We start from the raw sequence: 11,682 nt of genomic DNA on the forward strand, positions 1-11,682 counted from the left end.
CCCGCCATCGAGATGAAGGAGGATGCGCTGAGTCGAAGCCTCTTGGCCGCGGTGCCGCGGCTCGGGTAGGCGCGCTACCCGAAGCCAACGATAACGCCACACCGCGGCAAACCCGTTCCGCTGTGAGCGAAGCGAGGTGGTACAAGGATGCGGTGACGGCAACGACGCTGTTCCAGCGCACCACCGGCCCGCTCGGCGCGCCCTTCCTGCTGCTCGGCGGCTCGCTGGGCAGCAACCTCGACATGTGGCGCCCGCAGCTGACGCGCTTCGGCGACCGCCTGCGGGTGGTGCGCTTCGACCACCGCGGGCACGGCGGCTCACCGGTCCCCCCGGGCCCGTACCGCATCGAGGACCTGGGCCGCGACGTGCTCGCCCTGCTCGACCGGCTGGGGATCGAACGCGCGAGCTACTGCGGCCTGTCGCTCGGCGGGATGGTCGGCATGTGGCTGGCCGCGAACGCCCCCGAGCGCATCGAGCGCCTGGTCCTCATCTGCACCTCGGCGCACCTGCCGCCCGCTGAGGGCTGGCTGGACCGGGCCCAGCAGGTGCGGGCCGGCGGGATGCAGCCGGTCGCCGACGCCGTCCTCGGCCGCTGGTTCACCCCGCGCTACCGGGCCGCGCTGCCGTACAAGCTCAACCAGTACCGGGCGATGATCGCCGCCTGCCCGGCCGAGGGTTACGCGGCCGGGTGCGAGGCGATCGCCGGAATGGACCTGCGCGAGGACCTGCCCCGCATCCAGGCGCCGACGCTGGTCATCGCGGGGGCGGACGACCCGGCCACACCCCCGGAGCACGGCGAGCTGATCCACCGGCGCATCCCGAACAGCCGGCTGGTCGTGGTCCCCAACGCCGCCCACCTGGCCAACGCCGAACAGCCGGAGACGATCAGCCAGCTGATCGCCGATCACGTGACCGACTGAGCCGCCGGAGCGAGAGGATCACGCGACCGACTGAGCCGCCGGAGCGAGAGGATCACGTGATCGACTGATACACCGCCAGCGTGCGGTCCGCGATCGCCGCCCAGGAGAAGTGGTCCACGGCCCGCTGCCGCCCGGCCCGCCCGAACGCGGCCGCCCGGGCCGGGTCCTCCAGCAGCGCCGTCATCGCGTCGGCGAGGCCGGCCACGAACCGGTCGGGGTCCAGCGGCGTGCCGGAGCCGTCGGCGACCTGCTCGATCGGCACCAGCAGCCCGGTCTCGCGGTCGGCCACGACCTCGGGGATGCCGCCGGTCGCGGTGGCCACGACCGCCGTCTGGCAGGCCATCGCCTCGAGGTTCACGATCCCCATCGGCTCGTAGATGGACGGGCACACGAACAGCGTGGCGTGCGTGAGGACCTGGATGACCTCCCGCTTCGGCAGCATCTCCTGCACCCACACGACCCCGGAGCGGGTCGCCTTGAGCTCGTCGGCCAGGGCCGTCACCTCGGCCCCGATCTCCGGCGTGTCGGGCGCGCCGGCCAGCAGCACGATCTGGGTGTCCGGCGGCAGCGACCGGGCCGCGCGCAGCAGGTACGGCAGGCCCTTCTGCCGGGTGATCCGCCCGACGTAGGCGACACTCGGGCGGGACGGGTCGATCCCGAGGCGCTCCAGCACGTCGACCGCGGGGTCCGGGGCGTACTGCGACGTGTCGATGCCGTTGTAGACGACGTGGACCTTGTCGGGGTCGACGTCGGGGTACGCGCGCAGCACGTCGGCCTTCATCCCGGCCGACACGGCGATGACGGCGTCGGCGCCCTCGATCGCGGTCCGCTCGCACCACGAGGACAGCGCATAGCCGCCGCCGAGCTGCTCGGCCTTCCACGGCCGCAGCGGCTCGAGGCTGTGCGTCGTCACCACATGGGGTACCCCGTGCAGCAGCTTGGCCACGTGCCCGGCGAAGTTCGCGTACCAGGTGTGGCTGTGCACGACGTCGGCGCCGGCGCACCCGGCGGCCATCTCCAGGTCGACGCCCATGGTGCGCAGGGCGGCGTTGGCCCCGGCCAGGCCCGCGGGGTCGGGGTAGCCGGTGACGCCGGCCTCGCTGCGCGGGGCGCCGAAGCAGTGCACCCGCACATCCAGCGGCAGGTTGCGAAGTTCGCGGGCAAGGTACTCCAGATGTACGCCGGCGCCGCCGTAGACGTCGGGCGGGTACTCTCGAGTGAGCAGGTCTACTCGCACGCCCCAAACAGTAATTGCTGTTCGTCTGGCGCAACACGCCGGACACGTTTAGCGTCTGGCCCATGGCTGCCAAGAACGTCCTCGCGATCGTCCTCGCCGGAGGCGAGGGCAAGCGCCTGATGCCTCTGACCACGGATCGGGCCAAGCCCGCGGTGCCGTTCGGGGGTATCTACCGCCTGATCGACTTCGTGCTGTCCAACCTGGCCAACGGCGGCTACCTCAAGATGGTCGTGCTGACCCAGTACAAGTCGCACTCGCTGGACCGGCACGTGACCAAGACGTGGCGGATGTCGACGCTGCTTGGCAACTACGTGACGCCGGTGCCCGCGCAGCAGCGCCTGGGCCCGCGCTGGTTCGCCGGCTCCGCCGACGCCATCTACCAGAGCCTGAACCTGATCAACGACGAGCGGCCGGACTACGTCATCGTCTTCGGCGCCGACCACATCTACCGGATGGACCCGGAGCAGATGGTGCGCCAGCACATCGAGTCCGGGGCGGCGGCCACGGTGGCCGGCATCCGCCAGCCGCTGTCCACCGCCGACCAGTTCGGGGTGATCGAGGTCGCCGACAATCGAGGCGCGGGCAGGAGCAGCCAGCAGATCAGCGCCTTCCGGGAGAAGCCCAAGGACGCCCGGGGCCTGCCCGACAGCCCCGACGAGATCTTCGCGTCGATGGGCAACTACGTGTTCACCACCGACGCGCTCATCGACGCGGTGACCCGCGACGCGCAGGACGCGGCCAGCAAGCACGACATGGGCGGCAACATCATCCCCTACTTCGTGGAGAAGAACGACGCCGCCGTGTACGACTTCAGCACGAACGTGGTGCCGGGCGTGTCGGAGCGGGACCGGGGCTACTGGCGCGACGTCGGGACGCTGGACTCCTACTACGAGGCCAACATGGACCTCATCAACGTGCAGCCGGTCTTCAACCTGTACAACTTCGACTGGCCGATCTTCACCGGCAACAGCCCGTGGCCGCCGGCGAAGTTCGTGCACGGCTGGGGCGAGCGGGTCGGCCGGGCGATCGGCTCGATGATCTCCCCCGGCGCGGTCATCTCCGGCTCGCTGGTGGAGAACTCGGTGGTCTCCCCGAACGTGAAGGTGCACTCGTGGGCCCACGTCGAGGGCTCGGTACTCATGGAGGGCGTCGACATCGGGCGGCACGCCGTGGTGCGCAACGCCATCCTGGACAAGAACGTGATCGTGCCGGAGGGGGCCGAGATCGGCGTCGACCTCGAGCGCGACCGGCAGCGGTTCACCGTCTCGGAGGGTGGCATCGTGGTCATCGGCAAGGGACAACGGGTCGAGCCGTAGCTTCACCCTGCAGCCACCCCGACAATTCGATACGGTGAGGATCATGGGCAATCCCCCCGAGGCGCTCAAGACCGAGATCGCGACCACCAAGCCGACCGAGACGGAGCTCGCCCTGTCCGAGGAGCCGGTGCAGCCCCAGGAGACGGCCGAGTCGCCGGCCGCGTTCTTCCACGCGCCGGCGGTCGGGGTCGGCCAGCGGTTCCCCATCGAACAGGTGTCCCCGCAGATCGAGGGCGGTCGCTTCGCGGCCAAGGCGGTCGTCGGCGAGGCGGTGCCGGTCTCGGCGGTGTCGTACCGCGAGGGCCACGCGATGATGGGGTGCAACGTCGTGCTCATCGCGCCCGACGGCACGGAGCAGCCGTTCAACCGGCTGCGGCCCGGCCCGGCCGGCACCGACTCCTGGCTCGGGGAGATGCGCCCCGACGCGGTCGGCGCCTGGCAGTTCGCGATCGAGGCGTTCAGCGACCCGTACCTCACCTGGCACAGCGCCGTGTCCAAGAAGATCGCCGCCGGGCAGGGCCTCGAGGACCTCACCAACGACCTGGCCGAGGGCGCGGCGCTGCTGCGCGAGGCGGCCGCGGGGATGCCCGGGCAGGAGCGCGGCCGGGTGGTCGGCGCGGCCGGCGCCCTCGACGACGCCGGCATCCCGCTGTTCGCGCGAGTCTCGCCCGCGCTGGGCCTCACCGACGTGCTGTGGCGGCACCCGCTGCGCCAGCAGGTGACCCGCGCCGAGGCGCTGCCGCTGTGGTGCGACCGGGAGCGGGCGCTGTTCTCGGCCTGGTACGAGTTCTTCCCGCGCTCCGAGGGCGCCGTCGTCGACGAGCGCGGCAAGCCGGTCAAGCACGGCACGTTCGCCTCCGCCACCCCGCGCCTGGCGCAGGTCGCGGACATGGGCTTCGACGTGGTGTACCTCCCGCCGATCCACCCCATCGGCCGCGTCAACCGCAAGGGCCCGAACAACACCCTGGTCGCCGGCCCGGAGGACATCGGCTCGCCGTGGGCGATCGGCGCGGCCGAGGGCGGCCACGACGCCATCCACCCCGACCTCGGCACCCTGGACGACTTCAGGGCGTTCATCGCCGAGGCGCACCGGGCCGGCGTCGAGATCGCCATGGACCTGGCGCTGCAGTGCGCGCCGGACCACCCGTGGGTCACCGAGCACCCGGAGTGGTTCACCACCCGCGCCGACGGCTCCATCGCCTACGCCGAGAACCCGCCGAAGAAGTACCAGGACATCTACCCGCTGAACTTCGACAACGACCCGGAGGGCATCCGCGCCGAGGTGCTGCGCGTGGTCCTGCACTGGGTCGCGCAGGGCGTCAAGATCTTCCGGGTCGACAACCCGCACACGAAGCCGGTCGGCTTCTGGCACTGGATCATCGGCAAGGTCAAGGCGGCCGACCCCGACGTGCTGTTCCTCGCCGAGGCCTTCACCCGCCCGGCGATGATGCACGGGCTGGGCAAGATCGGGTTCACGCAGTCGTACACGTACTTCACCTGGCGCGTCCTGGGCTGGGAGATCCGCGAGTACGTCGAGGAGCTCATCGCGGCCGCCGACTACATGCGCCCCAACTTCTGGCCGAACACGCCCGACATCCTCCCCGAGCACCTGCAGCACGGCGGCCCGCCGATGTTCAAGATCCGCGCCGTGCTCGCCGCGCTGCTGAGCCCGTCCTGGGGGATGTACGCCGGCTTCGAGCTCTTCGAGCACCTGGCGCGCCCGGGCGCCGAGGAGTACCTGGACAACGAGAAGTTCCAGCTGCGCCCCCGCGACTGGGAGGCCGCCGAGCGCAACGGCGAGTCGCTCGCGCCCTACCTGCGCCGGCTCAACGCCGTGCGCCGCGAGCACAAGGCGCTGCAGCGGCTGCGCAACACCGTGTTCCACGGCATCGACAACGAGCAGGTCCTGTGCTGGTCGAAGCGCGACCCGCAGACCGACGACACCGTCCTCGTCATCGTGTCGCTGGATTCGCACAACGTGCAGTGGGGTAACACGACGTTGGACATGCCCGCGCTGGGTTTCGACTGGCACGAGCGGTTCACGGTGCGCGACGAGGTCACCGGCGCGACGTTCGACTGGGGACAGCACAACGCGGTCCGGCTCGACCCCTACTACGAGCCGGCGCATGTGTTCACGGTGCACCGCCACCGGTGAACAACCGGTGACGGCGCGGGTAGGCAAGGTGGGTACAGCATGAGCGATGCAGTCGAGCACCCGTCGTCAAGCGACTTCGGCCAGGCGCGGGGACTGCCCGCCGAGGAGCGCTGGTTTCAGCGGGCGGTCTTCTACGAGGTACTGGTACGCGCCTTCGCCGACTCCAACGCGGACGGCGCCGGGGACCTCAAGGGGCTCATCGGCCAGCTCGACTATCTGCAGTGGCTCGGCGTGGACTGCCTGTGGCTGCCGCCGTTCTACGACTCGCCGCTGCGCGACGGCGGGTACGACATCCGGGACTTCTACAAGGTCCTGCCCGAGTTCGGCACCGTCGAGGACTTCGTCGACCTCCTCGACGCGGCCCACAAGCGCGGCATCCGGGTCATCACCGACCTGGTCATGAACCACACCTCGGACTCCCACCAGTGGTTCCAGGAGTCCCGGCGCGACCCCGACGGCCCCTACGGCGACTACTACGTGTGGTCCGACACCGACAAGGCCTACAGCGACGCCCGGGTCATCTTCGTCGACACCGAGGAGTCCAACTGGACCTTCGACCCGGTGCGGCGGCAGTTCTTCTGGCACCGGTTCTTCTCCCACCAGCCCGACCTCAACTACGCCAACCCCGACGTCCAGCGCGAGATGGTCGACGTGCTGCGGTTCTGGCTGGACCTGGGCATCGACGGCTTCCGGCTCGACGCGGTGCCGTACCTGTTCGAGGCCGAGGGCACCAACTGCGAGAACCTGCCCGAGACGCACGAGTTCCTGCGCCGCTGCCGCAAGGTCATCGACGACGAGTTCCCGGGCCGTGTCCTGCTCGCCGAGGCCAACCAGTGGCCGGCCGACGTCGTGGAGTACTTCGGCGAAGGCGACGAGTGCCACATGGCGTTCCACTTCCCGCTCATGCCGCGCATCTTCATGGCGGTGCGGCGCGAGTCGCGCTTCCCGATCTCGGAGATCCTGGCCCACACCCCGCAGATCCCCGGCAACTGCCAGTGGGGCATCTTCCTGCGCAACCACGACGAGCTGACCCTGGAGATGGTCACCGACGAGGAGCGCGACTACATGTACGCGGAGTACGCCAAGGACCCGCGCATGCGCGCCAACGTCGGCATCCGGCGCCGGCTGGCCCCGCTGCTGGAGAACGACCGCAACCAGATCGAGCTGTTCACCGCCCTGCTGCTGTCGCTGCCCGGCTCGCCGGTGCTGTACTACGGCGACGAGATCGGCATGGGCGACAACATCTGGCTCGGCGACCGCGACGGCGTGCGCACCCCGATGCAGTGGACCCCGGACCGCAACGCCGGCTTCTCCCAGGCCAACCCGGGCCGGCTCTACCTGCCGGCGATCCAGGACCACGTCTACGGCTACCAGGCCGTCAACGTCGAGGCGCAGAAGGAGAACTCCACCTCCGTACTCAACTGGACCCGCACGATGCTGCAGGTCCGCCGCCGCCACGAGGCGTTCGCCGCCGGCGAGTTCCGCGAGCTGGGCGGCTCCAACCCTTCGATCCTGGCGTTCGTGCGCATACACGGCGAAGACGTCGTGCTGTGCGTGAACAACCTGTCGCGGTTCCCTCAGCCGATCGAGCTGAACCTGCAGAACTGGGCGGGCTACACACCCATCGAGCTCACGGGGCACGTCCAGTTCCCGCCGGTCGGTCAGCTGCCGTACCTGCTGACCCTCCCGGGGCACGGTTTCTACTGGTTCCAGCTGACCGCACCGGTCGAGCAGAACTGATAGCGCAGGCAATGAGGATGGCCATGACTTCTCTGCCGTACACCGACTGGCTGCCGCATCAGCGGTGGTACGCGGGGCGCACCCGCACCCTCACGAAGGCCGAGCCCGCCGTCGTGACGCACCTGCCCGACGGGCTCGACCACGTGCTGCTCGACGCGCACTACGAGGACGGCGGCACGGAGCGGTACCAGGTCTTCATCGGCTGGAACCTCGACGTCGCCTCGGAGCTGTCCGCGGCCGCCCTCATCGGCGCCGACGGCGACCGCACCGCCTCCGACGCCCTCTACGACGAGCACTCGGCCCAGCGCGTCCTCGCGCTCATCGACACCGGCGCGGTCGTCGACGGGGTCCGGTTCGTGCCCGAGCCCGGGGTGGCGCTGCCGGTCGACGCGCCCGCCCGCATCTCCGGCGCCGAGCAGAGCAACACGTCCGTCGTTTTCGACAGCGCCGCGATCCTCAAGGCGTTCCGCCGCGTCACCGCCGGGGTCAACCCCGACCTCGAGCTCAACCGCGTGCTCGCCCGGGCCGGCTGCCCGAACGTGGCCCGGCTGCTGGGCGCGATCGAGAGCACCACCCCCGAGGGTGAGCACCTGGCCCTGGCGATGGTGACGGAGTACGCGCAGAACTCCGCCGAGGGCTGGGCGATGGCCACCACCAGCGCCCGCGACCTGTACGCCGAGCACGACCTGAACCCCGACGAGGTCGGCGGCGACTTCGCCAGCGAGTCCAGCCGGCTCGGCGAGGCCGTCGCGCACGTGCACGGTACCCTCGCCGCCGAGCTGGGCACGCAGAGCGCTCCCCCGCCGGTCGAGTCGATGCTGGCCCGCCTCGACCGGGCCGTGCGCGTCGTGCCCGACCTCGAGCCGCTGGCCGGCCAGATCGCCGCCATGCTCCGCACCGCCGGCGAGGAGCCGGTGCGCACCCAGCGCATCCACGGCGACCTGCACCTCGGCCAGGTCCTGCGGACCCCCGAGTCGTGGCTGCTGATCGACTTCGAGGGTGAGCCCGGGGTGGCGGTGGAAGAGCGTCTGAAGCCGGATTCGGTACTGCGGGACGTCGCCGGCATGCTGCGCTCCTACGAGTACGCCGCCTTCCAGCTCCTGCTCGGCCAGGAGGACGACGAGGAGCTCGCCCGCCGGGCCCGGCAGTGGGTCGACCGTAACCGGGACGCATTCTGCGACGGCTATGCTGCCGCCGCCGGGTACGACCCGCGCGACGACCGTACGCTGCTGCGCGCCTACGAGCTGGACAAGGCGGTCTACGAGAGCGCGTACGAGGCTCGGTACCGGCCGGGCTGGCTGCGGATCCCCCTGCAGTCGATCGAGCGCATGCTGAACGGTTCCGACCTGACGACAAGGTGAGCACTCCTATGAATCTCGACGACCTCATCGCCGGCCGGTCCCACGACCCGCACGGCATCCTCGGCGCGCACCCCGGCCCGGACGTGACAGTCATCCGGGCCGTGCGCCGCGGTGCCGCGGACGTGGCCGCCGTCGTCGACGGCGAGCGCTACCCGATGACCCAGGTGCACGGCGAAGGCGTGTTCGAGGTCGAGGTGCCGGGGGTCGTCAGCGACTACCGCATCGACGCCGACGGCACGCTGACCGACGACCCGTACCGGCACCTGCCGACCCTCGGCGACCTCGACCTGCACCTCATCCAGGAGGGCCGGCACGAGCGGCTGTGGACCGTCCTCGGCGCCCAGGTGCGCCCCGGCGGTGTCGCGTTCGCGGTGTGGGCGCCCAACGCCCGCGGCGTGCGGGTCGTCGGCGACTTCACCGGCTGGGGCGCGCACGACGGGCTGCCGATGCGCTCGCTCGGCGGCAGCGGCGTGTGGGAGCTGTACGTCCCGGACGCGGGCGCCGGCCAGAAGTACAAATTCCGGCTCCTGACCCCCGACAACGACTGGGTGGAGAAGGCCGACCCGCTCGCCCAGCACACCGAGCTCCCGCCGGCCACCGCGAGCGTCGTCTACAGCTCGGCGTACGACTGGAAGGACGCCGACTGGATCGCCGCGCGCGCCGAGCGCCGCACGCACGAGGAGCCGGTCAGCATCTACGAGGTGCACCTGGGCTCGTGGCGGCCCGGCCTGTCCTACCTGGAGCTCGCCGACCAGCTCACCGAGTACGTCAAGGACATGGGCTTCACACACGTGGAGTTCCTGCCCGTCATGGAGCACCCGTTCGGCGGCTCCTGGGGCTACCAGGTCACCGGCTACTACGCCCCGACCGCGCGCTTCGGCTCGCCGGACGAGTTCCGCCACCTGGTCGACAAGCTCCACCAGGCCGACATCGGCGTCATCCTCGACTGGGTGCCCGCGCACTTCCCCAAGGACTCGTGGGCGCTGGCCCGGTTCGACGGGACGCCGCTGTACGAGCACGGCGACTGGCGCCGCGGCGAGCACCCGGACTGGGGCACGCTCATCTTCGACTTCGGCCGCAGCGAGGTGCGCAACTTCCTCGTCGCCAACGCCCTGTACTGGTGCGAGGAGTTCCACGCCGACGCGCTGCGCGTCGACGCCGTGGCCTCGATGCTGTACCTGGACTACTCCCGCGAGAACGGGCAGTGGGCGCCGAACCAGTACGGCGGCCGGGAGAACCTCGACGCGATCTCCTTCCTGCAGGAGGCGAACGCGACCGTCTACAAGCACCACCCCGGCATCATGATGATCGCCGAGGAGTCGACGGCCTGGCTCGGCGTCACCCGCCCGACCGACTCCGGCGGCCTCGGCTTCGGCTTCAAATGGAACATGGGCTGGATGCACGACACGCTGACGTACGTCGCGAAGGACCCGATCTACCGCCAGTACCACCACAACCAGATGACGTTCGCGACCGTCTACGCGTGGAGCGAGAACTACGTCCTGCCGATCAGCCACGACGAGGTCGTGCACGGCAAGGGCTCGCTCGTGGGCAAGATGCCCGGCGACCTGTGGAAGAAGATCGCCAACGCGAGGGCGCTGCTGGCGTACATGTGGTCCTTCCCCGGCAAGCAGCTGCTCTTCATGGGCTGCGAGCTGGGCGACGAGCAGGAGTGGAGCGAGGAGCGCGGCCTGGACTGGGGCCTGGTGCAGGACCCGCTGCGCGGCGGCCTGCAGCACCTGGTGCGCGACCTCAACGCGGCGTACCGCCGCACGCCGGCCCTGTGGAGCCAGGACATCACGCCGGACGGCTTCCGCTGGATCAACAACGAGGACTCGAGCGGCAACGTGTTCTCGTACCTGCGCTGGGGCGGCGACGGCTCGGTCGTGGCGGTGGTGGTGAACTTCGCGGCGCACCCGCACGACGGCTACCGCATCGGCCTGCCGTTCACGGGCCGCTGGCTGGAGATCCTGAACACGGACGCGGACGTGTACGGCGGCTCGGGCGTGGGGAACATGGGCTCGGTGGAGGCGACGGGCCGGCCGCACAACGGCCTGCCGGCGTCGGCCGAGATCCGGATCCCGCCGCTGGGCGCCCTGTGGCTCAAGCTGGGCTGAGTTTCCGGGCTCGCTTCGCTCGCGGTGTGGGGCTCCGCTCCACCCGGCCACGAGCAGCGCCGCTTTCGGCGGGTCGTACGCTGCCTGTCATGAGCGTGGATTTCCGCGACACCATCACGATCGCGGCCCCGGCAACGGTGGCCGGCGACATCATGAAGGCGGTCCAGGACTGGCCGTCCTGGACCGCATCGGTGTCCCATGTGGACCGCAAGGCAACAGGCCCCCTGACGACGGGCGAGACCGTGGTGGTGACCCAGCCGAAGCTGCGCCCGGGCACCTGGACGGTGACGAGGGTCGACACCAACGGCTTCGAGTGGTCCTCGTCCTCGGTCCCGGGCGTACACAACATCGGCGGCCACTGGGCCATTGACAACGGCGACGGAACGTGCACCGCTGAACTGACCTTGTCCTTCGCGGGCCCCTTGGCCAGGGCGGTAACCCTCTTCTACGGCAGCCTGATCCGTAGATACATTCGAATGGAGGCCGAGGGCCTACGCAAGGCCGCAGAGGCCACCACCTCCGGAGCGTGACGACAGTTCGCCCTCGGTAGCCGGTGCAAGATCCAACTTTTCCGGGTTGGGTAGGCTTGGAAAGCGGAACGGTCGGCGGGCGCCAGTCACCTATGTGCACTTGTCGCTCGCCAGCGCTCCTCAGGTCTGGCCCGGCTTTTGGCACGCACTTCGACCCACGTGCTTCACGCGGGCGTTGCCACGGCGGTCGGCATCCGGGGGTGATCGTCTCGGGGTTCAACGGACTTTGCGACCGCGACCGGAACCGCGAACGCGGCCACTCGAGCACGGCCGCCATGACATCGGCAACGACGCGGGGCAGCCTGG

The 11,682-nt window shown here is 70.3% G+C and carries 8 protein-coding genes; 7 read left to right on the plus strand and 1 reads right to left on the minus strand.

The window, feature by feature from the left end; genetic code table 11:
• Positions 1-152: 152 nt before the first annotated feature.
• Positions 153-920 (plus strand): 3-oxoadipate enol-lactonase, encoded by a 768-nt coding sequence (pcaD, locus tag ACPPVO_RS42320; protein ID WP_426504208.1) that lies wholly within the window; start codon positions 153-155, stop codon positions 918-920.
• A gap of 52 nt (positions 921-972) precedes the next feature.
• Here pcaD and glgA read toward each other — a convergent pair whose 3' ends face one another.
• Positions 973-2,157, minus strand: a complete 1,185-nt coding sequence (gene glgA / locus ACPPVO_RS42325; RefSeq protein WP_426504209.1) for a glycogen synthase — start codon at positions 2,155-2,157, stop codon at positions 973-975.
• A gap of 62 nt (positions 2,158-2,219) precedes the next feature.
• On the opposite strand from glgA, the gene glgC reads away from it, so the two are divergent.
• The 6 genes from glgC to ACPPVO_RS42355 all read left to right on the plus strand — a co-directional run bounded on the left by glgC (position 2,220) and on the right by ACPPVO_RS42355 (position 11,376).
• Positions 2,220-3,473, plus strand: coding sequence for a glucose-1-phosphate adenylyltransferase (glgC, locus tag ACPPVO_RS42330; protein WP_426504210.1), 1,254 nt, complete (start codon positions 2,220-2,222; stop codon positions 3,471-3,473).
• Positions 3,474-3,516: 43 nt separating this feature from the next.
• Positions 3,517-5,628, plus strand: a complete 2,112-nt coding sequence (locus tag ACPPVO_RS42335; RefSeq protein WP_426504211.1) for a maltotransferase domain-containing protein — start codon at positions 3,517-3,519, stop codon at positions 5,626-5,628.
• Between the two features lie 39 nt (positions 5,629-5,667).
• Entirely contained in the window at positions 5,668-7,368 is a 1,701-nt protein-coding gene (gene treS, locus ACPPVO_RS42340; RefSeq protein ID WP_426504212.1) for a maltose alpha-D-glucosyltransferase, read from the plus strand.
• 23 nt (positions 7,369-7,391) lie between these two features.
• Positions 7,392-8,729, plus strand: a complete 1,338-nt coding sequence (locus ACPPVO_RS42345; RefSeq protein WP_426504213.1) for a maltokinase N-terminal cap-like domain-containing protein — start codon at positions 7,392-7,394, stop codon at positions 8,727-8,729.
• A gap of 8 nt (positions 8,730-8,737) precedes the next feature.
• Positions 8,738-10,846 carry a 1,4-alpha-glucan branching protein GlgB gene (gene glgB, locus ACPPVO_RS42350; RefSeq protein WP_426504214.1) on the plus strand — a complete coding sequence of 703 codons (2,109 nt, stop codon included), beginning with the start codon at positions 8,738-8,740 and terminating at the stop codon, positions 10,844-10,846.
• A gap of 89 nt (positions 10,847-10,935) precedes the next feature.
• Positions 10,936-11,376 (plus strand): SRPBCC family protein, encoded by a 441-nt coding sequence (locus ACPPVO_RS42355; RefSeq protein ID WP_426504215.1) that lies wholly within the window; start codon positions 10,936-10,938, stop codon positions 11,374-11,376.
• Positions 11,377-11,682: the final 306 nt, after the last annotated feature.

The organism is Dactylosporangium sp. McL0621 (genome assembly GCF_049995355.1).
GTDB lineage: Bacteria > Actinomycetota > Actinomycetes > Mycobacteriales > Micromonosporaceae > Dactylosporangium.

Excerpts from the sequence above, each read along its gene's own strand:
- glgC (WP_426504210.1), top strand. The coding sequence starts at position 2,220 with ATGGCTGCCAAGAACGTCCTCGCGATCGTCCTCGCCGGAGGCGAGGGC.
- ACPPVO_RS42335 (WP_426504211.1), top strand. The coding sequence starts at position 3,517 with ATGGGCAATCCCCCCGAGGCGCTCAAGACCGAGATCGCGACCACCAAG.
- treS (WP_426504212.1), top strand. The coding sequence starts at position 5,668 with ATGAGCGATGCAGTCGAGCACCCGTCGTCAAGCGACTTCGGCCAGGCG.
- ACPPVO_RS42345 (WP_426504213.1), top strand. The coding sequence starts at position 7,392 with ATGACTTCTCTGCCGTACACCGACTGGCTGCCGCATCAGCGGTGGTAC.
- glgB (WP_426504214.1), top strand. The coding sequence starts at position 8,738 with ATGAATCTCGACGACCTCATCGCCGGCCGGTCCCACGACCCGCACGGC.
- ACPPVO_RS42355 (WP_426504215.1), top strand. The coding sequence starts at position 10,936 with ATGAGCGTGGATTTCCGCGACACCATCACGATCGCGGCCCCGGCAACG.